A 22,919-nucleotide genomic window follows, 5' to 3' on the forward strand; every position below is an offset into this window, starting at 1 on the left:
CGTCAGTGGTGGTCGGTTCAGTCGTTGGTGGGGAATCCGAGGTTGAGTCCGCCGTGGCTGGGATCGAGCCAGCGTGAGGTGACGACCTTGCCGCGGGTGAAGAAGTGGACGCCTTCGTCACCGTAGGCGTGAGTGTCGCCGAACAGCGAGTTCTTCCATCCGCCGAAAGAGTAGTAGCCCACGGGCACGGGGATGGGCACGTTGATGCCGACCATACCGACCTCGACCTCGTTCTCGTATCGGCGGGCAGCACCGCCGTCGTTGGTGAAGATCGCGGTGCCGTTGCCGTAGGGGTTGGAGTTGATGAGGTCGATGCCCTCGTCGTAGCCGGGGACGCGGACGACGGCGAGGACGGGTCCGAAGATCTCATCGGTGTAGATCGACATGTCGGGGGTGACGTTGTCGAAGAGGGTCGGGTTGAGGAAGAATCCCTCGGCCGGGGTGTTCTCTCGGCCGTCGAGGACGACGGTGGCTCCCGCCTCGGCGCCGGCATCGATGTAGCCGGCAACCTTGTCGCGGTGGGCGGCGGTGACCAGTGGTCCCATGTCCGGCTCGGTGGCACCGTCACCCACGCGCAGTGTCTTGGTGCGTTCAGCGATCTTCGCCACGAGCTCATCGGCGATGGAGTCGACAGCGACGACCACGGAGATCGCCATGCAGCGCTCACCTGCGGCGCCGTAGCCGGCGTTGACGGCGGCGTCGGCGGCGAGGTCGAGGTCCGCATCGGGCAGGACGAGCATATGGTTCTTCGCTCCGCCGAGCGCCTGGACGCGCTTGCCGGTGGCGGTGCCGTTCTCGTAGACGTATTTTGCGATCGGGGTCGACCCGACGAAGGACACCGAGGCGACCTCGGGGCTCTCGAGGATCGTGTCGACGGCTTCCTTGTCACCGTGGACGACGTTGAACACGCCATCGGGCAGCCCGGCTTCCTTCCACAGCTCGGCGAGCCAGTTCGCGGCCGAGGGGTCCTTCTCCGAGGGCTTGAGCACGACGGTGTTTCCGGTGGCGATGGCCACGGGGAAGAACCACATCGGGACCATGGCCGGGAAGTTGAAGGGAGAGATGATCGCGGAAACGCCGATCGGCTGGCGCAGGGAGTGGACGTCGATGTTCGTCGAGGCGTTCTCCGTATGACCGCCGCGCAGGTGGCCCGCGATGCCGCACGCGAATTCGACGACTTCCTGGCCGCGGGCGACCTCGCCGAGAGCGTCGGAGACGACCTTGCCGTGTTCGGCGGTGATGATCTCGGCCAGTTCCTGCTTCCGAGCGTTGAGCAGTTCGCGGAAGTTGAAGAGGACAGCGGTCCGCTTGGCCAGGGACGTGTCGCGCCAGGCGGGGAACGCGGCGGATGCTGCGGCGATCGCCGATTCCACGGTGGCCTTCGACCCCAGGGCCACCTGGCCGCTGACGACTCCGGTGGCCGGGTTCGTGATATCGCCGAGGCGGGTGTCGGTGTCCGCGGTGACGGTCCGTCCGTTGATCCAGTGGGAGAGCGTTGCCATGAAGAGTCCTTCTGCGTCGTCGGTACGTCGGTTGAGTCCATCCTCTGTCCGCTTTGCCGATCTCGGAAGTGTCAGAATGTCAGAATCTTCGCCCTCGGCTTTACACTGTGTCAATGGACACTGCACGGGAGTCGAGCGGGGCATCGTTGAGCATCGCCGGTCTGCTCGAGTTCGAGGAGATCAGGGCTGCAGAGCCTGCGGTACTTGCCGGCGAGGCAGGCCTCGACCGGGCTATCCGCTGGGTCCACATCGCCGATTCCGAGCATGTCGAGCGCTTCCTCGAGGGTGGTGAGCTCGTGTTGACCACCGCCACGGCCTTCCGCCACTCGCCTGCGGCGATGACGGAGTTCCTCGACCAGCTCGAGCGCGCAGGTGCGGCTGGGACGATCATCGAACTCGTCGATGAGAACTCGACCCACGATGAGGAAGCGCGCGAGATCGCGGCCGCGGCCGCCTCGGCGAGGGAACTGCCTGTCATCGTCCTGCCGCGTCGGGTGAAGTTCGTCAGGATCACCGAGCTCGCGCACCGCAGCCTTCTCGCACAGCAGATCTCGCGGCTCGAACATGCCCGGGAGATCCACGAGACGTACACGCAGCTGAGTCTCGATCGGGCCGAGGCGCAGACGATCGTCGACCGCACTGCAGAGCTGTTGGGCACGGCGGTGGTCCTCGAGGATGTGTCCCATCGGGTTCTCGCGCATTCCGGCCGTGGTTCGCAGGCTCTCGCGCAGAAGTGGGTCGACCTCGTCAGCGGTGCGAGTACGACGCCCGGCGGTCACGCGCCGGCGCAGTGGCGGCAGACGCCGGTGGGGCTGCGTTCTCGCCGGTGGGGCCGGCTCGTCGTACCCGGCGCCGCCGAGTCCGTCGCCGATCTCGAGCAGGTCATCGAACGTGCGGGTGAAGCCCTGACGCTGACTCGAATGGCCGATCGCGATGAGCAGGATCTGCTGCTGCAGGCCCAAAGCGGCCTGATCCGAGAGATCACGGACTCAGAGGGCATCGACGAGCGTTCGGCAAGGGAGCGCGCCCGCTCTCTGGGATTCACTCCTGCGGAAGGAGCCGAACTCACCCCAGTGGTCGTCCGCATCGATCGTGAGGCCGACACCGATCCGACTCGGGTGCAGCTGCAGGAGCGCGGCCTGACGCAGGAGATCGCCTCTGCCGCCTCACGCCTCAATCTGTGTCTGCTCATGACGAGCCTGCAGTCAGGCGTGTTCGGGTTCGTTGTGGGGCCCTGTCGCGGGAGAAACCGACGATCGCAGCCGAGTCTGCGCGGTGCGGAGGAAGCCGATGAACGGCTCACCCGTCTGCTCGCCGAGCTCGATGGGCTTGCTGCGAGCTGGGTGGTCGGGGTCGGCCGTGGCAGCACTTCTCTGCTTCGCGCTGTCGCCGGTTTCGAAGCCGCTTCTCACGTCGCCGAGGTCGCGTCGACGCTCGATGTGCGTGAGCGTGCGTTCTACCGCTCCTCGGACGTGCGCATCCGCGGGCTGCTGTCTCTGCTGGCCGAGGACTCCCGGCTGCGTGCCTTCGCCGAGGGAGAGCTGGGGCCGCTGCTCGGCGAAGACGGACGCCGGGACGGCGTTCTGCCATTCGCTGCGAACGCCGCAGACGACGGACTGCTCGACTTCCTCGAGCTCTACCTCTCCCATGGCGGCAACAAGTCGGCGATGGCGCGGGCCGGGCATCTGTCCCGGCCCGCGCTCTACGCACGGATCAATCGCCTGCAGGACCGCCTCGGCGTCTCACTCGACGATGCGGAGTCACGCACGGCACTGCACGTAGCGCTGCTGTGGTGGCGGATGTACGGCTGAGGACCGTACTCGACGGAGTCGGCGACTCCCTCCAGCGGGGTCGTGTGCTGCCCGGGACAGAGCAGGCTTCGGCCGGTCGACAGAAGTTCAGTCGAATATAGCGCGAATCGTGTCGGTGACGGGGATTCCGCGTTCGGCCGCCTCGGCGCGATTGGCGTAGCGACGGTCACCGGGCTGACGGTCCATGCCCGCATCGCGGAGCATGTCGACGAATTCGCGCACCCGAGCGAGGTAGGCGTCGTTGCCGCCGCGCTCGGGATCAATGACGATGAAGAGCTGACCGGTCCGGAAGGTGTGGGCGCCCTCGGGGGCCTCCGCGTCGACCTCATAGGTGAAGGCACCGCCGGTCAGCCCTGCGGCAAGCGTTTCGATCATGAACGACAGCAGCGCACCCTTATGCCCGCCGATCGGGCGGATGCCGCCGCCGTCGAGGATGGCGTTCGGATCCGTGGTGTCCGCGCCGGTCGAGTCGACCCCGGTCCCGACCGGAACGTCCTGGCCTTCTGCCCGCAGCAGCTGCAGATCCCCGTGGGACATCGACGACGTGGAGAAGTCGAAGACGATCGGGTCCGCGTCAGCCACGGGTGTGGCGAAACCGAACGGATTGGTACTGAAGACCGGACGAGTGGCCCCCTCGGGAACAACGGCGAGCTTGCCGCTGGCGATCATCCCCATCGCCACCCGACCGTCGCGTGCAAATGCCTCGAGGTCGGGCCACAGGGCACTGAAGTGATGGGTGTTGCGCAGAGCGATGACGGCGACACCGGTGTCGTCGAGCGCCTTGTCGATCGTCGGCCCCGCCTCGGCGAGTGCAGGTTGAGCGAAACCATTGTGACCGTCGATGCGGATATAGGAAGGGCCGACGACGTCGATGCTCGCTTCTGCTGCCCCATCTGCCCAGCCTCGATTCAATGAATCGAGATAGCCGGCGACCCTGAAGACTCCGTGGCTGAGAGTGCCGTCGCGTTCGCAGGTGGCACAGTTGGTCGCCAGCACTCTCGCAACCGCCGAAGAGGCTCCTGCGGCGGTGAGCTTGGCTTCGATCGCCGAGACAAGATCATCGAAAGAGATGCGGTCGGGTTCGTTCGTCATTGTGCGCTCCTCGTGTGCAGCGAATCGTGTCGGCTTCGACCATTGGCCTTGATCAGCAGACTACCGCTCGAACAGTCATCGATCCTGCCCCGCCATATCCGCGTCTCAGCCGTCGACTCCTGGTTCTGCTGCCCTCGTACCGCCGCTCCAGATGTCTCCGACGGTGAAGCCGACCGGAAACGGATCATCGGCCTCGAGCACGAGCTGTTGGAATCCTGTGATCCACCCGCGCCCGGTAATCGAAGGGATGACGGCTGGACTACCGCCGATCTCGGTCTCTTCCTTCACCACGGCGGTGAAGGTCGTACCCATCATCGATTCGTGGACGAATCGCTGACCGACGCGCAGTTCGCCGCGGGCGTGTTTGGCCGCCACTCGCCCGCTCGTCCCGGTGCCGCACGGCGAGCGGTCGAAAGTCCCAGTCCACGTGCTCGGATCGTCGAGGTCGACTATGCCGTTGGGCAGGACGACGGCGTTGCGTCCGTCGGTGCCCTCAGTTCGTGCGGGTCCGTGGATCAGCGGCAGACCGATCGAATCGATTTCAGGGATGAGGGGATGCCTCACCTCGAAGGTCTCGTTCGCCGCCTGCCGCAACACGCTGGCAGCCCTGATGATCTCCTTGGCATTGCCAGGATCAAGATCCACGCCGAGGTTGTCCGACGCAGTCTGTACGTAGAACTGACCGCCGAAGACGATGTCGACGGGAATCGTCCCGTACCCAGGCACCTCGAGAGGCAGGTCGAGTCCGTGGACGAAAGCCGGGACATTGTCGAAGGTCACCGATTTCGCTCGGCCGGCCTCCACCTCGGCGCGGACCGTGACGACACCGGCGGCGGTATCGACCCGCAGCTCGGTGACCGGTTCGCTGACGTCGACGGACCCCGTCTCGATCAGCGCCGTGACGGTGCAGATGAGGTTCGATCCGGACATCGGCTTGAACCCGCCCTGCTCCATCACGATCATTCCGAAATCGCAGCTCGGATCCGTCGCAGGCACGACGATCGGCGAGCACAGGCCGGGATAGCCGCGGGGTTCGTGGAGGATGAGGTTCCGGAAGTCGTCGAGGTGCTCTTCGCAGTATCGGAGCTTTTCGCCCATCGTGGCACCTTTGACCCGCAGTCCCGAGCCGATGAGCACTCGGCCGGGTTCGCCGGCCGCGTGAACATCGACGGCCTGGATGAGCTGTCTGTTCTTCACGTTCCCTCGTCTCTGCTCGGGCGGGCCTCAGCCCACGACTTCGCTGCCGGCGACTTGCTGTGTGGTCATGGAACTTTCCTCATTTCGTGTGGGGTGTCGGCGAAGAGGTTCGATGCCGACGAGAGACGTTCAGAACCGGTTCGGTGAAACCCGGGCGAGAAGTTCGTCTGGCAACGTCGAGCTTCCGTCAGTCATGAGTCCGGCCAGCAGACGGGCAGATCCCGGTGCCAGTGTCAGACCGAGCATCGCATGTCCGGAATTGATGTAGGCGTTCTTCACAGAGTCAAGTCGTCCGATGACGGGAAGGCCGTCAGGTGTCATTGGGCGCGACCCTGCCCATGGAGCCAGTTCTCCCTGACCGTCGCCCCAATCACGGAATGACTCCTGCGCGGAGCGGCGGATCGCACCGACGCAAACCTCGTTGACATCGTCGTCGGTACTGCCGAACTCCATCGTGCCTGCCAGCCGGAGCATGCCGTCCAGCGGAGTGACTGCGACTCGTGCATCTTCGAGGGTCAGCGATGTGCGCAGCTGAATCGGGGCCGGTGAGTAATCGATGCTGTAGCCCTTGCCGGAGTAGATCGGGATCTTCTGGCCGAGTTGCCTGGCCAATGCGCCGGACGGGACACCGGCAGAGATGACTAGAGCGTCCGCCTTGATGACCTCCGCGTCGGAGGTGACAACTGCGGTCACAGCGTCGCCTGAGCGAACAAAGCGTCCGACGCGAGTGTCTTCTCGCACGGCGACCCCGAGATCGGAGAGTTTCGTGAGGAGACCCGCCGTCAGAGAATCGGGTTCGATCTGTCGGTCAGCGGAGAAGGAGAGACCGTGGCGGATGCGTTCGCTGAGAGCCGGTTCGGCCTCGCGGACTTCGTCATCATGCAGTCGCCGCGGCCGGTGGCCGGCGGCCTCGAAAGCAGGCAAGCTCGCACAGTGCTCGTCGAAGCGTTCCCGAGTCTCGAAAGCCAGCAGCACACCGCGGTCGTGCATCTCGAAGTCGATGCCTTGAGCCTGATACTCATCGAAGAGATCGTTCGCATCCTCGCCGAGGCGCAGGTGGAGGTCGAGTCCGGCTTCGAAGTCACGTGCGTTGCAGTGCCTGGCCATCCGCAACAGGAAACTGAGATAGCCGGGCGCAAGGGACGGCTTGATCGATAGTGGGCTGTCGGGTTTGAGCATCCATCGGATCCCCTGAAGCAGCACACCCGGGGCAGGCACCGGGGTGCTCTCGGCGATGGCGATCTTTGCGGCATTTCCGTGAGAGGCGCCCGAACCGCAGCGGGCAGCCTCGATGACTGTGACGTCGTGTCCGCGCAGCGCAAGTTCGTACGCGATGGTCAGCCCGACCACACCGCCTCCGACGATGACTGTCTTCAATCGGTTGCCCTCCATTGGTCCCCGAATCGGCTGTTTCACGGTCCGATCAGGGCCGACGTCACCGAAGCTGACTTTTGTATGACCATCTATTGAGAGAGACGCTATGCAGTGCGGTCAGGTTCGTCAATGGCCTCAGCCGCTCTTCCCGGACAGCCCCAGATCAGGCTCAGCCTTCGTAGCGGATTTCGACGCGACGGTTCTTCGCCCGGCCCTCGGGGTCGTCCTTGCCGTTCTTCTCGTTCGACTCGACGGGCTCGGACTCGCCGAAACCCTTTGCCGTCAGGTCAAGGTCCGAGTCCTCCGAGGTGAGCACCTCGGCGACGGCTTTCGCTCGGTCTTCGGAGAGCTTCTTGTTGTAGTCGTCTTCGCCTTTGGAATCCGTATGCCCGCCGACGGTGATCTCGGAGTCGGACGGCAGATCCTCGACAAGGTCCTTGATCTTCTTCTTCGCTGTGTCGCTGAGCTCAGCCGAGTCGAAGTCGAAGAGGATATCCGTGTCGAGCGTGACCACGGTATCGCCGCCACTGGCTTTGGTTGTCTCCACGTCCTCGATGCCTTTGTCCAGGTCATAGATCTCCGGTTCGAGTTCGACAATGCTCTTGTCGATCTGCGACTGGTCGGGATCGGTGAAGTCCTCCGGAGTCGGGGCATCTCGGTTGGCGATGTCCTGCGAAGTCACTGAGTCTGCGAACGCGAGTGCGGGTGGACCGGCGACGACAATGCCGGCAGCAAGAATCACCGCTACAGGACCGACGGCTGCCGGCTTCACGAGATCTTCACTCCGGTGGCGAGGTTCATACCGTCGACGACGGAGACCTCGACCTCATCGACATCCGGCGGCGGGGCCGCGAAGACAGCGAAGGCGTAGTGGGTCTGGCCGGGTTTGAACTTCGTCTGTTGGACATTCGTCTGCGCTCGCTGCGGGAACTTATCCAACACGTTGTGCTTGCGCAGGTTCTGCGAGTCGACAAGGAACGGCGCCCAGCTCCCGCCCAGATAGCCGTAGAGATCGTCACCGTCGTCGTCCTCGTCGGTCTGATCAGAGTTCACACTGAACGCGAACTGGGCCACGACCGTCTCGCCCTGACGCTTCAGAGGGAACAGCTCGACAGCCATCGTTGCCTTGTCATCGCCGTCAACGGCGGCGGGAATCTCCTGGGAAGCGACAGGATCGGGAAGATCCTTCGGATCGAGGCCGGCCGCCTCGGCGGATCCGGATTCACCCTTCGAACCTGCGGCCTCACCGGACTCCTGCGCAGCGCCTTGGGTCTCGGCACCCTCGGCGTTCGGCTCCTCTGTGTCGTCTCCGGACGAGCAGGCGGCCAGGGTCAGCGCCAAAGCTGCGGCGGCAGCGGACAGAGCTGTCTTGCGGATCAGGGGCATAGCGATGGGAGTTCTCCTCAGTACTCGCCGGAGCAGCATCTCTGCTGGTGAGCTCCGGTGGCGCGGGGGCGGACGCGGATCAACTTACCCCGGACAGGTGAACTTTCACTACATCGAACGTAAGTCGAGACGAACAAAGGCGTCGGCACTCGCGGGCAAACGCGATTCTGTGGGAACGCAAGAACCCCTGCACCCGAATTCTCATCGGATCGCAGGGGTTCTGCCTCACGCGGAGCCGGTGGGATTTGAACCCACGGTCCCCCTATTGGAGGACTTCACCTTAGCAGGGTGACGCTTTCGGCCGCTCAGCCACGACTCCATCCGCAATGCTGCGATCCGCCTCGGCGAAATGCATACCGACAGACCCTCCAGCACTACGGGATACAGCCTAAGGGAAAGGAGCCATCCAGGGCAAAGCGCAACCGCGGAGAGTGGGCTTCGTCATAGTCGAACCGACCCGTGACGGGCGCAAATCCGGGCCGAACGTCCCCTTTGTACCGCTCCCCCACACCGGAATTCCAGCATTCATCAATGTCCAGGCGTAAAATCGGCGTGATGTGCTTTGCGGTCTGGTCTCAGATCCTCGCAGAAACACCGGTCGGAAAACCGATAGCCGCGGTGTGCCCTGTGCCGGAAACGAGAACGGCGAGCGGGCCGTATTGCACGAGCAGACAGTTTTTGAGGAGTAGACAACTTGCCAGAGTTTCCCCCTGACAAGCGCGGACCGTATGGGAGCGACCCCGATTCCCAGACAACAGGTCGTCGGCTCCGTGCCTCCTCTCGCCCCCGGTTCCGCGGCGACACCGCCGCCAGTGAAAGCGACTCGACACCGCAGTCGAGCTCGCCGCAGCAGAATTCTCGGCAGTCTGAGCCTCGCCGCTCGGACTCCCAGCGTCGTGACTCCAAGCAGCTGCCGACCTCGGCGGTGAATCCTCGCCGGTCCCGCACGAACTCGGACCACAACCCCGGCCAGAACTCTGGTCAGGACTCCACACGGTCCGCCGACGCCCGATCCGACTATTCGTTCCGCACAAGCTCTCGCGGATCCGGAGAGCAGTCGGACAATCGACTCGGCGACAGCACCCGTGACACAGGATCAGCGACCCGCTCGCCGCATGCACCGCCTCCGCGCCCGGTCGCCCCACGCACTCGCCGCGAAGCCCGCATGCTGCGAGCTGCCGCCGCAAGCGGAGCCTCTGCCGCCGGAGTGGCCGCAGCAGCAAGCTCGAATACACAGGATGATCCGGACGCCGGCTCACGGCGCGGTCCTGCCCACGATGCTCCGCGCACCTTCGCACGGGACGAATCGGCCGCCTCGGCGAGGGATTCCCACGATTTCGACCACACGGACAACGACGCCGATACGGGCTCCGCTCCGACGACTCGCCGCGACGCCCGTGAACGGCACGCGGCCGAATCCCGAGGCCGGGGCCGAAAGAAGTCATCCGCCACACGGGGCGCGCGCAGCGCCGCGGCCGCAGCAGCGGTCGGTGCGGGCGGCACTGCGGCAGCAACCGGCGCATCGTCTGCCGCGAGAGGAGCCGACGAGAACGGCTCCGCCCACGGCGAGAAGTCGACCGGTCACGGACCGGGACGGGCCCGCCGCCATTCCTCCCGCCTCGGCGAATCGTTCCCCAGCCTCGTCGGCTGGACCTCACTGAGCACCCTGCTGCCCGGTGTCGGACTGCTGCGCACACGCTTCCGGCCCGCCGGGCTCATCGTCTTCGGTCTCTTCGTCCTCACTCTGCTCGTCGGGCTCGTCTACCTGCTGGTCAAGGGACCGGTGCGTGCGATCGCCACGATCGTCGCCAGCCCCTCGCTGCTCAACTTCCTCGCCATCGCCGCCGTGCTCGTGGCCGTGATCTGGATCCTCGTGATGGTCGTATCCCACCTCGGGCTGCGCCGCGGACACCGATACCGGCCCTGGCAGAACAAGATGGCCGGCGTCCTCGTCGTCTCCCTCGCCCTCATCATCGGCATCCCGCTCGGCGTCGGCTCGGTCTTCGCCCGCGTGCAGTCCGACACGGTGGCCAGCCTCTTCGGCGACAGCACGGGCAAGGCCCACAGCGCCGAAGACCTCTGGGCGGACAAGCCCTATATCAACGTCTTCCTCATGGGCCGCGACAATGGCGACGATCGTGAGGGCACCCGCCCGGACACGATGCTCGTGGCCTCCATCGACACGAAGACCGGCAACGCCGCGCTCATCTCCGTGCCCCGTAACCTCGCGTTCCCGGTCTTCCCCGAAGGCAGCGAACTCGAAAAGGCGTGGCCCGACGGATTCCGCCCCTCCGGTGACTCGTCCGAGGACCTCATCAACGCCGTATGGCAGTGGGGCGAACAGAACCCCGACAAGATCGGAAACCCGCACGGACTCGAACCGGGCATGTGGGCGACGATGCAGGCCGTCGAAGGCTCGTTGGGTCTCAAGCTCGACTATTGGTCCTCGGTCGACATGGCCGGATTCGAAGACGTCGTCGACGCCATCGGCGGAGTCAAGATCGACGTCGAACGCCCGATCCCGATGGGCGGCGGAAAATCGATGTCGGGTGTGAAGAACGAGATCTACGGCTGGGTCGATCCGGGCCCGCAGACGCTCAAGGGCAAGGACGCACTCTGGTACGTCCGCTCCCGTGAAGGCAGCGACAACTACGACCGCATGTGCCGTCAGCAGCGGATGCTCAAGACCACTCTCGAGCAGATCGACCCGCAGGAGATCGCCACGGCCTATCCGAAGCTCGCGAACTCCGCGACGCGGAACATCGCCACGTCGATCCCACAGAACGAGATCCCGGCCTTCATCGAACTTGCCATGATGATGCAGAAGGGCGACGTCACCACAGTCCAGATCAACAATGACGTCACCCCGACCTACGACCCCGATTACGATGTGCTCCACAAGTGGATCCTCGGCGAAGTCAAGGGTGCGTCCGACGGCGAGGAGACACCGAAGCCGACGAACGACGGCAGCAAGTCCCAGGAATCCGAGGACAGCACCGGCTCGACCGAGGACAGCACCGAAGACACCGCCACCGATGAACCGGCCGATTCCGCGGATGGTTCCACGGACGAGGCCGGCGCCGAGGCGGACGCCACCGAAACGGCAACGCCGGGTGAGCCCAACGCCGAAGGCAAGTGCTACCCGAAGGGCTTCAAGCCCGGTGACGACTTCCCCGGCTACCCCGGGCCCAACGGCGGAACCGGCGAGCAGGGGTGAGTCAGGCTCCACAGACTCCCGCCCCCGCGGTCGCGATCATCGGCGTCGGACCGCGAGGTCTCACCGTTCTGGAGAGGCTCGTGGCTCTGGCTGCGAAACGCTTCGCCGGCACCGTCGGCGCGTCCCGCAGCGCGGCTGACGCCACCACCGAGACCGCGCTGACCATCCACCTCATCGACCCGTACCCGCCCGGCGCGGGAATCGTGTGGCGCACCGACCAGCCCGAGTCTCTGCTGATGAACACCACCATCGCCGAGCAGACCGTCTTCCCCGATTCCAGCTGCAGCTTCCTCGGCCCCGAAGAAGCACCGACCGGACCGTCCATGGCCGAGTGGTACCTTGCCAACGGCGGCACCGAACCGCTGCACTCGACCTTCCCCAGCCGCAGTCTCTACGGCCGCTACCTCCGCGACGCCTACCGGCGCATCCGCGAGGGCGCACCGGACTTCATCGAGATCGTCGAACACCCGACGAAGGCCGAATCCGTCATCGACCTGCCCGCGATGGACCTCCCCCAATCGGTGGCAGAGAGTTCACGGGCCACTGTCCCCGAGCAGCTCGTGCGCTGCCAGAACGGCACGACGATCGTCGCCAGCGCCGTCGTGCTCGCCGTCGGTCACATCCCCAGCGCCCAGCCGGAGGAGCGCGCCCGCCTCGCCGCTTTCGCCGAACTGGGCGGCGGGCTGTACCTGCCGCAGGGTCTGCCCGCGGAAACCCCCGTCACCGAGGTGGCCCCCGGTGAGCGGGTCATCGTCCGTGGCATGGGGCTCAACTACTTCGACCTGCAGACCCTGTTCACTCATGAGCGCGGCGGTCGCTATGAGACGCAGCCCGGCGGACTGCTGCGGTATGTGCCCAGCGGTGACGAACCGCGGCTGGCGCTGGGATCACGACGCGGAATCCCGTACCGCAGCAAACCGATCTGTCATGAACATCCTCGGCGGGACTGGCCCCTGCGGTACTTCACGAAGGACAATATCGCTCTGCTCGCCGGGATCGAGCACCTCGACGGGGAACGCAAGGCCGGTGCCCGATTCAATGATCAGCTGTGGCCGCTCATCCTCGCCGACCTGCGTCTGGCGTACTATCACACGCTCTCCCAGGTCCGTCCCGAAGCGTTCGCCGATGACCCCGGCCAGCTGCGCGAGGCCATCGGCGAAGCCGTCTCACGTCACCTGACCCGGCGCACCTGGCAGGAAACCCACCCGCAGTCGGGCGAAGTCGGTGCTGGCGAGGCTCGGACCGCTGCGCCCGCTCGCGCCGCGGCAAGCGCTACGGCCACGTCCGGTGCTGCACGAACAGCCGGCGCCACGGCCACCGAGGATGCCGCCCGTCAGGGCCGCGTCACCCGTGAGGCCTTCGCCTGGTCGGAGATCGAAGAGGCACTCGTGCCCGATCCTGCCGACCGCATGTCACTGCACACCCTGCTCAACCCGCTCGAAGGTGAGCTCTTCACCAGCCGCGAACCCGGCGAGCCTGGTTCCCTGCACGAGTGGATGCTCGATTTCCTGCGCACCGACCTGCGCAACTCTCTGGCAGGTCCGACCGGCAGCCCGGAGAAGGCGCTCTTCACCGTGCTATGGCAGTCCCGGCTGCTGCTCAAGGAGCTCATCGTCGCAGGTCACATCGACCGCGTGAGCATCGACATGGAGATCCTCGGCTGGTTCGAGGGCTTCGTCTCCGGCATCTGCGATGGGCCTCCCCCGCAGCGGATCGCGGAACTCATCGCCCTCGCCGAGGCGGGAATCGTATCCTTCATCGGCCCCGATATGCGCATCGAAGAAAACCCTGACGCTCTCCGCGAGAATCCAGAGGCGCCCGAAGCTGAGGCAGAGACCGCAAGTTCCGGCATCGCCGCACGCCCGGACGGGGTCGATAGCACCACTGCCAAAGCAAAGGGACTCACCAATGAGGCGCAGAAGCCGCGGCCAGAGATCTTCACGGTCACCTCGGCGCAGGCCGCGGGCGCGATCACGGGCAGCGTCGTCATCGATGCCGCGTCCCCGACGAACTCCGTCTCGCGCGCTGCCGATGTCCTGCTCTACGGAATGCTCGAACGCGGTCAGCTCACCGCGGCCCGCCTGACCTTGGACGACGGTCGAGAGAAATTTCTCAACGGACTCGCACTCACGTCTCGGCCGTACCGCACCATCGATGTCGAGGGCAACGTCCACCCGCGCCGGTTCGCTCTGTCGATCCAGCTGTCGTCGAAGCAGTGGGGGCTGGCGATCGCAGCGAACCCGGGCACGAACGCGGCCACGCTCAACGACTCGCACGCAGCCGCCGAGGCGATCCTCGACCTCCTCTGAGGCCGCGTACTCGTCCTCTTCTAAAGCTCAGCAGGCTCTCCCCGGACGCCAGTCGCCGAGAACTCTCGGCCCATCCGCGTCTCCGCGGACGCTGACGACCCACCCGCGACTCCGCTTCCGCCGCCAGCACACTGTCCATCAGCGGACCACACCACCCGCGACAGTTGCCGAACTCCGCGCCGCGCAATGCACGAGGCGAGTTTCGGTACACCCTTCTCTGTAATGCACATGGAGGAAAGTGAGCGGCCGAGCATCGAACGCGAACAGCCCAGTCTAGGGTGAATGGCCCAGTTTCAAACATGGGCTATTCAACTCAGACTGGGCTGTTCGCAGAGGCGACGCCGCGCCGCACCGGGCCGGCAGCGTGGCGCCGCGTCCGCCCCGGCGGCTACGCCATTTCGAGGGCGGCTTCGGGCTTCGTGGTCCGGGCCCGGACGATGGCCAGCAGCGACATCACGATGCCGATGACCGCCCAGGCCAGCAGTCCGCCGTATGCGGCAGCCTGCCCGCTGGTGCCCGCGGCGATCGCTGCGAAGCCGTTCATCGACGGAGTCAGCGGCAGGATCGGCGCGACGAAGTCGAAGAACTGCGGCACCGCCCCGATCGTCCGACCCGCGACGGCCAGCACGACTGCGATGACCGACAGGAACCGGCCCACTCCCCCGAACCACGCGACGAGTGCGAAATTCAGGATCATGAACACGATCGCTGAGACGAACGTGAGCACTGCGATGTCGAAGCCTTGGATCGCGTCGATGTCCATCACGGTGACCGCGAGGATCGAGAGCACGAGCGCCTGCAGCACGCCGACGACGAGGCCGGGCAGCAGTCCGCGCGCCCACACGGCGAACGAAGACTTCGTCGACAGCAGAGCCCATGCCGGGATCGGCTTGAGCACCGTGTAGGTGACGAGTCCGCCGATCCACAGGGCGAGCATGATGAGGAGCGCGATCGTCGATCCCGCCAGCACATCCGTGACGCTGTCCGTGTCCGGGGATGCGATATTCGCCGAGGCGACCTTGGCCAAGCGGTCACGTTCCGGAGCCGTGTAGGACGGCACTTCGTCCGCACCGTCCTTGACGCCGTCGGAGAACTTGCTCACGCCCTTCGCATACTTGCCCGTGCCCTCATCGAGCTTGTCGAGGCCGGCTGAGAGTTCGGAGGTGCCGGTCGCGGCCTCGGAGACGCCATCGGTGTACTTGCCGACACCGGTGCTGTATTCGCTCAGCCCATCGCTGAGCTGACCGGCACCGTCGGAGAGTTCCGAGGAACCGTCGGCGACCTTGCCGATGCCCTTGGACAGGGCCGGCATACCGTCGGCGAGCTGCTGGTTGCCGTCGGCGACCCCGGCGGCACCGTCACGCAGTCCCTTCGAGGCCTCGAGCAGCTTCGGGGCGTTCTTCGAGATGTCCTCCATGCCCTTCGTCAGATCGCCGAGGCCGTCCTCGAGTCCCTTGACGAACTTGGTCACGCCGTCGGAGAGCTCCGAAGCACCCTTGGCGAGTTCATCGGACCCGCCGAGGAGGGACGAGCCGTTCTGCTCCTGCTCGAGTCCGTCCACGGCTCCGTTCAGACCGCCCGAAGTGCCGTTGAGCAGTCCCTGGGCATAGGCCTGTTCGATGCCCTGACAGACCTGGTCGGGAGTTCCGGTCGGGCACATCTCGGCCCGTGCCTGCTTCGCCTCGGACTTGCTCATGATGCCCTCTTCGACAAGCTTGTCGAGATCAGGTTTCGAGGCAGCGAGCTTGTCGGCACCATCGGCCTTCTGCTTCAGCCCGTCTCGGTACTGGTGCAGTCCGTCGGAGAGGCCTGAGGCGCCCTTGGACACACCGTCGGCGCCCTTCTCGAGTTCCTTGCCGCCCTTGGTGATGTCGCCGAGGCCGCCTTCGCCCGAGTCGCCGGATCCGGCGAAGCCCTTGATGATCTCGTCGATGGACTTCGTGTATTCGTCGACGCCGTCGGAGAGCTCACCGGAGCCGTCGGCCAGCTTCTGCGTGCTGTCGGGCAGCTTCGAGGTCTTCTTGTCGAGTTCGTTCAGCCCCCCGGACATCTCCGAGGCACCCTTGGACAGTTCGCCGGCGCCCTTCGACAGCTCCGTGGCTCCGGACTTGAGCTCGCCGCCGTTGTCACTGAGCTGCTTCATGCCTTTGGACAGCTCGCCGGCGCCTTCGGCCGATTGTCCGGTGCCTTCCTTGAGGCCTTCGGCACCCTTGTCGAGTTCCCCGGCTGCGTCGCCGAGGTCCTTCATCTGATCGCCCATCTTATTGAAGCCCACGTAGATGTTGTCGAGGTAGTTCTCGGTCATCTGCGTGTTGAAGGTCGTCCGCGCCACCTCGGCGACGGATCGGGAGATCTGCGTATCGAGCGCGGGAGCGGTCCCGGAGACGTCGACGTCGAGCTGCGTCTGCGTCGCCGACTTCGCATCATCGACCGAGGTCACAGCGCGGGAGAAGCCCTCGGGAATCGTCAGCTTCGCGGCGTATGTGCCGTCGGACAGCCCGTTCTGCGCATCCTCTTCATCGGTGATGACCCAGTGGATGTTGTTCTCGTCCTCACCCACCAGACCGCTGGTCAGCTGACGGCCGATCGGCACGGTCTTGCCGTCGACCTTCGCTCCATCGTCGTTGTTGACGATGGCGGCTTCGATGGTCTCGAGACGATCGCCGCTCTTCCACGTGGCGAGGATGAATCCGGCCGCCACGATGATCGGGATGAGGACCAGCCCGAGGAGGGAGAGCCAGTTCACCGGCTTCTTCGAGTTCGCACGTTCGAGTCTCACGACTGCACACCTTCCATGTTGGTGCTGTCGACGGCGTGGGTGTGTTCGCCGTCTGATTCGCTGTCGGTTCCGCCCCGCTCATCGGGTCGAGCCTCGTCGAGGTCGAGGTGGAAGTAGTTCGTTTCGGGATCGAAGATCCCTGTCACATCCCCGTCGGGCAGGCCGAGGATGACGGTGGTGCCTTCGGCGACGAGCTGCGGCAGCAGATCGCGCAGATCCCGTGCCGGTCCGGCCGATTCCCGTGCCCCGGCCGCGAGCTTCTCCGCCCCGTCGATGACGAGCAGATCCGGCGCCGAGGCGGCCATCCGAGAGATGTCGCGCGGACTGATCATCCGGTCGGCTTCGCCCCGGTTGAGGTCGAGGTAGGGAACCTGTCGGCGGACCCGTCCGGCGTGTTCGGGCAGGACGTTCTGGCCGATCTTCATCTCCCCGGCCGTGAGTCCGACGCGGCCGGACACGGCGAGCAGGAGGGCTCGGCGGGAATCGCCGCTGGCGACGAGGATCTGGCCGGGCAGCAGGGAGATGTCGACGCGGGCGAAGCCGCGGTCTCCGGAGTACACGCCGATTCCGCGTCCGTAGACCCGGTAGTCCGAGTTCGGCTCCGGCCAGTCGCGCAGGGCCACTTCGTGGGCGAGGCCCTCTCCTTCGACGTCGAGGCGCGGCAGGATCCGATCGAGCCACTTCGGCAGCCACCAGGCCTTGTCGCCGAGCAGCTGCATGATCGCGGGCACCAGCGACATGCGCACGAGGAAGGCGTCGACGAAGATGCCGGCGGCCAGGGCGAGCGCGATCGACTTGATGATCGGTTCGCCGGCGGGCACGAAGGCCGCGAAGACGGAGAACATGATGATCGCTGCGGCCGAGACGACGCGGGCGGAGGAGGCGAATCCGGCTCTGATGGCGTCCTTGGCCGAGGAGCCGTGGACATAGGCTTCGCGCATGCCCGAGACGAGGAACACCTCGTAGTCCATCGCGAGGCCGAAGAGGATGCCCATGACGATGATCGGCAGGAAGCTGATGACCGGTCCCGTCCCGTCGATGCCCAAGGGGCCGGCGAAGAGTCCGTCGTGGAAGACGAGGACGACCGTGCCGAAGGAGGCGAAGACGGAGAGGAGGAACCCACCGGTGGCCTTGATCGGCACCGCCACGGAGCGGAAGACCATCATGAGCAGGATGATGGAGAGTCCGACGACGAAGATGCCGAAGGGCACCAGAGCCTTGCCGAGCTGGTCGGAGACGTCGATCTGGATCGCGGTGGCACCGGTGACGGCGGTGTCGAAGTCGAAGTCGTCCTCGATCTCCGTGCTCAGGTCCCGCAGCCGATCGACCGTGTCGAGGGTCGCCGGGTCGTCGGAGGCCGTCGTCGGAATGATCTGGAAGAGCCCGACGGTCGCGTCCCGGTTCGGGGTGGCCATGATGACCTGTTCGACGCCGTCGACCTTCTCGATGCGCTTCTCGATCTCCTCGACGTCTCCGAGCGGATCGTCGCTCGTCACGATCTGGCTGGTCATGACCAGGGGCCCGTTGTAGCCGGGTCCGAAGTGCTCGTCGATGAGGTCGTAGGTCGCCCGTGCCGGGGTGCCCTGCTCCTGGTCGCCTGCGGTGGGCAGGGACAGTTGGAGCTGGGTGGCAGGGATCGCGAAGAGCGCGAGGCCGCCGACGATGACGACGATCGTCAGCAGCGGGATCTTCGTGACGACCTTGAGCCACCCGGCGAAGAACTTGTTCATGATCGTCGGCGGGTACGGGTCGCCGCCCTCGGCGCGCGCCTCGTCGGCGATCCTCTCCCGCAGTGCCGGGTCGGTCGCCTCGGCGGGGGTTCCTGTGGATGCGTCGGTCGCCACAGTGGGGGTTCCTGTGGAACCGTCCCCCGCCTCGGTGCCGGTCGATGATCCCTTCGCCGAGGCGGTCGTGCCCGTCGTCGCCCGCTGAGCGGCCGCGGCGTAGGCCTTCCGGTAGCGCTTCGTCGGCTTCGGGGTGATCTTGGACTTCACGAGTCCCAGCAGGGCGGGGACCATCGTCAGGGAGATCATCACGGCCACGGCGACGGAGCCGGAAGCGCCGATGCCCATGATCGTGAGGAAGGGGATGCCGGCCAGGGACAGGCCGAGGAGTGCGATCATCACGGTCATGCCCGCGAAGACGACGGCGGACCCGGCCGTCGCGACGGCGCGTCCGGCCGCCTCGACGGGGTCGTGGCCTTCGGCGAGGAGGTCGCGGGCGCGGGAGACGATGAAGAGTGCGTAGTCGATGCCCACGGCCAGGCCGAGCATGAGCGCAAGCATGATCGAGGAGGAGTTGATCGTCGCGAACGCGGTGCCGCCGACGATGAGCAGCACGGAGATGCCGACGCCGATGAGCGCAGTGATCAGCGGCATTCCCGCGGCTCGGAAGGAACCGAGTGTGAGCAGGAGGACGATGAAGGCGATGACGACGCCGATGCCTTCGACCCAGGAGATCTCGACACCGGTGATCTGGAAGAGCTCACCGCCGCCTTCGACCTGCGCTCCGGGCAGGGCATCGCGCAGCGGGTCGAGCGCCTCGATGAGGTTGTCGCCGGCGTCCTCCCCGACGTCCTGCTGAGTGCCGTCGTATTGGACGGAGATCATGGCCGCCGTCTCGTCCTTGCTGATGGCACCCTCGACGAGGTCGGAATACGGGGAGGTCACCGTGTCGACGTGCGGGAGGTCCTCGATGCGGTCGATCTCGTCTTCGATCGCGTCCTTGTACTTCGCATCCTCGACCGAGTCTCCGTCGTCGGCGACGACGATCACCGAGGCGGAGACGCCGGCGGCTTCGGGGAACGTCGACTTCATCGAGTCCAGAGCCGTCTGCGCCTCCGAACCCGGGAGTGTGAAGTCATTGTCGAAGTCCTTGGAGAAGGCGGCGACTCCGGCTCCGACGAGGACGAAGATCAGCAGCCACGCGGCGATGAAGCGCCACGGGGTCCGATACGCACGACGGCCCAGGGCGTAGAGGAAAGTTGACACGAAAACCTCGATACAAAAGTGTATTGGATACAGTATTGTATTGTTGTGCAATACCCACCCTCCATGCAAATGGATCCCAGGTTGAGCGAGGATTCCCATGAGATGCTCAGGCGCCTCGCTCTCCGCCACGCCGTCGCTGCCGGCTCCGATGCCGGCGCAGAGAACTGCACCACCTTGGCCATCGCCGACCCCACCGCAACGAAATGACGATGAACACAGACGAACTCAGCCCACGCAGACGCCAGACCCGATCCACCCTCGTTCAGGCCGGCACCTCGGTCTTCGCCGTCCGCGGCATCGACGGCGCCTCGATCGAGGAGATCTGCGAGGCCGGAGGCCTGACCAGAGGGGCGTTCTATTCGAACTTCTCCAGCCGTGACGATCTGGTGCTCGCGATCATCGAGATGCGCATCTCGGAGAACCTTGATCGCCTCGATGCCACGATCCAGCGGTGGTCCGAGCAGCTCATGGCCACTGCCGAGGTGCCGGAGATCAAAGCGCTGATGACGCAGTTCATCGACGATGTCTTCAATGAGAAGAAGCAGACCGTGGCCGAGACGATCACGGAACAGGAGATCGAGCTCTACTGCCTGCGGGTTCCGCATCTCCACGCCCGGTATGTCGAACTCAACGCCACTCAGCTCGATCGGCTGGCCGCACTCGTGACCACGGCCCTCGATGTCGCCGGCGCCACGACGAAGCAGCCGCTCGGCGACTTCCTCACGGTCATCATCTCCGTGTTCAACCGGATCGCCCTGACTGCGGCGGCCGGGAAGAAGATGGACGAGCACGTCGACATCGATCCGAGCCTCATCGTCGAGGTCCTCATGCACCTCATCGATTTCTGTCCCGACGCCGAGGTCTGAACGCTTCTGCCCCGACAGCGATACCTGGAGGCTTCTGCCCCTATGACAAGGTCTGAACGCGCTCGACGAACCGGCTCGAGGCACTAAGGTGGTGCCCGTGAACGAACTCCAGCGCGAATTCTCTGCTTTCATCAACAATATGGACGTCCGCCTCGGCGCGTTCGTCCTCGCCGACCTCCCCGAAACCTTCGAGAAGGAGGACGGGGAGACCGTGAAGTTCCCGAAGGACTTCGGGCCGAAATCACTGCCGATGCTCGAACTCTTCGTGCTCTCGAAGTTCCCGAACACCGAAGAGATCCTCAAGCCGGAGAACCGCCGCTTCTTCGAAGGACTCATCCGCTACCTCGGCGAAACCTATCTGCGTGCGATCGGCGGGGTCTGGGACCACGACGAGTCGTCAGGCAACGGGATGCCATTCATCCGCCCCGACAATGCCGACGGCCCGGCCGCCGGTGAGCCGATCCCGCTGGTGGGAATCGTGCTGGCCGCCGTCGACCAGCGCAGCGCCGAGGTGTTCACCGCAGTGCTCGACAAGGCCAGGGAGCTCCTCGGCGGGGACGGCCAACCGCGCCGCAAGTGCACGGGGCTCTCCCTCGGGGTGCTCAACGCCGAGAACTCGAGCGAGGAGGAGGTCGAATTCCTCACCCGCTTCATCGGCACCGTCGAACCGGGCATCGCCGCCTGGACTCAGGAGCAGGCCGATCCGAGTTCGTGGGGCTTCGACCGGGAGAGCCTCGCCCGTCTGGGCAGGCAGGTCGCGGTCCGCTACGACGGCCCCGACGACATGATCGCCGAGGACGAGACCCCCTTCACCGCCGGTGCCATGCGCTTCATCGGTGAGACGGTGCGCCGCATCGCCTTCGGCCAGTGGCGCTACGGCGCCGAACTCGAAGCCGATGATCCGCGCAGCAGGCAGCCGTTCATCCGCTTCGTCGTCGGCGATCAGAATCTCGACCTCGTGCCGTGGCGACTCATCCAAGCCGCACTGGAGAACGACGATGCGATCGCGTCCGCCCTCGACGCGGTCATCGAGATGCGCGAGCAGGAAGCCGCCGAGGCGGACGAGAGTTCCGATGATTCCGCCAGTGCGACGGACGGAGCAGACGAGAACTGAGCGGCCGCCGCCGGTTCAGAGTTGGAAGCGGCGGTTTCCGTGCAGACCGTCGGCCGGTGACCCGGGTGCGAGGTCGATCTGTTTGCGCGCCGGATCGATGCGCACGCTCACCAGGGTCGCCGAACGATCCCCGTAGGCGGCGCCGGGCGCCGGAGTGCAGCACACAGGCGCGTCTCCCGGTCCAGTCGTCAGCAGCTTCGTGAGATCTCCGACCGCGACGGGCGCGTTCTTCGCACCGTCGGTCGAGGCAGCGCCGTCGGGCTCAGCGGCACCGTCGGTATGGGCGGCGCTGTCGGACTCGGCGGCACCATCAGCAGGGGGCTCTCCGCCACGCGCCAGCGCACGTTCGGCTTCGAAGCGCACGACCGCCTCGGCGAGGTGACGGTACCGTTCCTGCGAGGTCGAATCGGGGCGCAGCTCGAGCGCACCGTCGAGCAGATCCGGGTGCAGGAAATGGTTTGTGTGGATGAGGAATCCGGACTCCCCCGTCTCCCCATCGGCCCCACTGCTCGCGCGGGCCCGTCGCTCGCGCTTGAGCTCGCCGGCGATCTCGACCTGGACGGCCGCCTCGGCGGTGATGACGGTGATGATCGACGATGATGACGTCGGGGCGGAGTCGATGATCTCAAGCGCCTCGGCGAGGGTGCCCGCTTCGGCCAGGACACGGGCGAGGATCATGTGGATGGGCACTCCACCAGGCGCATCGTTCCGGTGCTTGAGGATGTTGAGCAGGACGCCGACGCCGGCCTCGTTGAGACCGATCTTGCCGAGCATTCCGAACTCGGCGATGCCCACATGCCGGTGCTGCCCGGGCACGGCACCGACATCGTTGAAGTGCCACAGAGTGGAGAAGTCCGCCGCCCAATCCCAGTTCTGTGCGGCCACGGAGGCGCCAGGACTGGTGTGGCTCACGGTCGAGCATTCGGTCGGCGCGGCCGGTGCCTGGGTCATGATCTCCGTCCGGGCGACGATCTCCATCAGTTCGGGGACATCGATTCCCGCTCCGGCGGCTACGGCTTCGACTTCCTCGGCGCCGGTCGGCCACCATTGCTGGAGTCGCTGCCAACTCGACGTTGCTGCCGAGTGCACGGCCGCCTCGGTGATGGACAGATGCGAGAAGTAGCGCCGATACGCGTCCAGGGTGGAGGCGATTCCCGTGCGCAGCTCCTCGCCACGGCGGTGGCCGCGTTCGACGTGGTCGCTCGCATGGACGGCGAAGGTCACGGGCCGCACCTCGGCGGCGGGAACGAATTCGGTGCTCATGCTGGTTCCTCCTTGCTGT

The 22,919-nt window shown here is 65.7% G+C and carries 15 protein-coding genes and 1 tRNA gene; 6 read left to right on the top strand and 10 right to left on the bottom strand.

Translation table 11 applies throughout. The annotated features are described in order from the left end of the window. Positions 1 to 17 precede the first annotated feature (17 nt). On the bottom strand, positions 18 to 1,502 hold the full coding sequence (locus ACVZTU_RS15755) for a CoA-acylating methylmalonate-semialdehyde dehydrogenase (protein WP_482400808.1): 1,485 nt from the start codon (positions 1,500 to 1,502) through the stop codon (positions 18 to 20). A gap of 113 nt (positions 1,503 to 1,615) precedes the next feature. Here ACVZTU_RS15755 and ACVZTU_RS15760 point away from each other — a divergent pair, with 113 nt between their 5' ends. Then, entirely contained in the window at positions 1,616 to 3,313 is a 1,698-nt protein-coding gene (locus ACVZTU_RS15760; RefSeq protein ID WP_259357323.1) for a PucR family transcriptional regulator, read from the top strand. Positions 3,314 to 3,400: 87 nt separating this feature from the next. Here the strand turns inward: ACVZTU_RS15760 and ACVZTU_RS15765 are convergent, their stop codons facing one another. From ACVZTU_RS15765 to ACVZTU_RS15790, 6 genes are all read right to left on the bottom strand, one after another. Next, on the bottom strand, positions 3,401 to 4,405 hold the full coding sequence (locus ACVZTU_RS15765; RefSeq protein WP_139467960.1) for an Ldh family oxidoreductase: 1,005 nt from the start codon (positions 4,403 to 4,405) through the stop codon (positions 3,401 to 3,403). Between the two features lie 105 nt (positions 4,406 to 4,510). After that, positions 4,511 to 5,602, bottom strand: a complete 1,092-nt coding sequence (locus tag ACVZTU_RS15770; RefSeq protein WP_139467959.1) for a proline racemase family protein — start codon at positions 5,600 to 5,602, stop codon at positions 4,511 to 4,513. Positions 5,603 to 5,731: 129 nt separating this feature from the next. Further along, complete coding sequence (locus ACVZTU_RS15775; protein ID WP_482400809.1) at positions 5,732 to 6,979, bottom strand: FAD-dependent oxidoreductase; 1,248 nt, start codon at positions 6,977 to 6,979, stop codon at positions 5,732 to 5,734. A 166-nt stretch (positions 6,980 to 7,145) separates the two neighbouring features. Continuing rightward, complete coding sequence (locus tag ACVZTU_RS15780) at positions 7,146 to 7,748, bottom strand: OmpA family protein (RefSeq protein ID WP_482400810.1); 603 nt, start codon at positions 7,746 to 7,748, stop codon at positions 7,146 to 7,148. Further along, positions 7,745 to 8,362, bottom strand: a complete 618-nt coding sequence (locus tag ACVZTU_RS15785) for a hypothetical protein (protein ID WP_482400811.1) — start codon at positions 8,360 to 8,362, stop codon at positions 7,745 to 7,747. Before ACVZTU_RS15785 ends, ACVZTU_RS15780 begins: the two co-directional genes overlap by 4 nt. Before the next feature lie 230 nt (positions 8,363 to 8,592). Further along, positions 8,593 to 8,681: transfer RNA gene (locus ACVZTU_RS15790), tRNA-Ser, on the bottom strand. 375 nt (positions 8,682 to 9,056) lie between these two features. On the opposite strand from ACVZTU_RS15790, the gene ACVZTU_RS15795 reads away from it, so the two are divergent. Both ACVZTU_RS15795 and ACVZTU_RS15800 read left to right on the top strand, forming a co-directional pair. Then, positions 9,057 to 11,579: an LCP family glycopolymer transferase gene (locus tag ACVZTU_RS15795; protein ID WP_248283892.1), complete on the top strand. Its 2,523-nt coding sequence runs from the start codon at positions 9,057 to 9,059 to the stop codon at positions 11,577 to 11,579. Then, positions 11,576 to 13,888 (top strand): FAD/NAD(P)-binding protein, encoded by a 2,313-nt coding sequence (locus ACVZTU_RS15800; RefSeq protein WP_482400812.1) that lies wholly within the window; start codon positions 11,576 to 11,578, stop codon positions 13,886 to 13,888. The genes ACVZTU_RS15795 and ACVZTU_RS15800 overlap by 4 nt, the downstream gene beginning before the upstream one ends. Before the next feature lie 388 nt (positions 13,889 to 14,276). Here ACVZTU_RS15800 and ACVZTU_RS15805 read toward each other — a convergent pair whose 3' ends face one another. Together ACVZTU_RS15805 and ACVZTU_RS15810 are read right to left on the bottom strand one after the other, a co-directional pair. Continuing rightward, on the bottom strand, positions 14,277 to 16,667 hold the full coding sequence (locus ACVZTU_RS15805) for a YhgE/Pip family protein (protein ID WP_482400813.1): 2,391 nt from the start codon (positions 16,665 to 16,667) through the stop codon (positions 14,277 to 14,279). Next, the gene (locus ACVZTU_RS15810; RefSeq protein WP_139467953.1) at positions 16,664 to 19,657 is read right to left on the bottom strand and encodes an MMPL family transporter; all 2,994 of its coding nucleotides are present in this window, start codon (positions 19,655 to 19,657) and stop codon (positions 16,664 to 16,666) included. The genes ACVZTU_RS15805 and ACVZTU_RS15810 overlap by 4 nt, the downstream gene beginning before the upstream one ends. Before the next feature lie 81 nt (positions 19,658 to 19,738). Here ACVZTU_RS15810 and ACVZTU_RS15815 point away from each other — a divergent pair, with 81 nt between their 5' ends. From ACVZTU_RS15815 to ACVZTU_RS15825, 3 genes are all read left to right on the top strand, one after another. Next, positions 19,739 to 19,864 carry a hypothetical protein gene (locus tag ACVZTU_RS15815; RefSeq protein WP_258233247.1) on the top strand — a complete coding sequence of 42 codons (126 nt, stop codon included), beginning with the start codon at positions 19,739 to 19,741 and terminating at the stop codon, positions 19,862 to 19,864. Between the two features lie 2 nt (positions 19,865 to 19,866). Then, the gene (locus ACVZTU_RS15820) at positions 19,867 to 20,523 is read left to right on the top strand and encodes a TetR/AcrR family transcriptional regulator (RefSeq protein ID WP_139467952.1); all 657 of its coding nucleotides are present in this window, start codon (positions 19,867 to 19,869) and stop codon (positions 20,521 to 20,523) included. A gap of 97 nt (positions 20,524 to 20,620) precedes the next feature. Beyond that, positions 20,621 to 21,637, top strand: a complete 1,017-nt coding sequence (locus ACVZTU_RS15825) for a hypothetical protein (protein WP_482400814.1) — start codon at positions 20,621 to 20,623, stop codon at positions 21,635 to 21,637. Positions 21,638 to 21,652: 15 nt separating this feature from the next. Here the strand turns inward: ACVZTU_RS15825 and ACVZTU_RS15830 are convergent, their stop codons facing one another. Continuing rightward, positions 21,653 to 22,900 (bottom strand): C45 family autoproteolytic acyltransferase/hydrolase, encoded by a 1,248-nt coding sequence (locus ACVZTU_RS15830; RefSeq protein ID WP_139467950.1) that lies wholly within the window; start codon positions 22,898 to 22,900, stop codon positions 21,653 to 21,655. Between the last annotated feature and the right edge of the window lie 19 nt (positions 22,901 to 22,919).

This window comes from Brevibacterium sp. OS20, assembly GCF_056837565.1.

Coding starts and splice junctions, on each gene's coding strand:
- ACVZTU_RS15755 (WP_482400808.1), bottom strand. CDS start 1,502: ATGGCAACGCTCTCCCACTGGATCAACGGACGGACCGTCACCGCGGAC.
- ACVZTU_RS15760 (WP_259357323.1), top strand. CDS start 1,616: ATGGACACTGCACGGGAGTCGAGCGGGGCATCGTTGAGCATCGCCGGT.
- ACVZTU_RS15765 (WP_139467960.1), bottom strand. CDS start 4,405: ATGACGAACGAACCCGACCGCATCTCTTTCGATGATCTTGTCTCGGCG.
- ACVZTU_RS15785 (WP_482400811.1), bottom strand. CDS start 8,362: ATGCCCCTGATCCGCAAGACAGCTCTGTCCGCTGCCGCCGCAGCTTTG.
- ACVZTU_RS15820 (WP_139467952.1), top strand. CDS start 19,867: ATGAACACAGACGAACTCAGCCCACGCAGACGCCAGACCCGATCCACC.
- ACVZTU_RS15830 (WP_139467950.1), bottom strand. CDS start 22,900: ATGAGCACCGAATTCGTTCCCGCCGCCGAGGTGCGGCCCGTGACCTTC.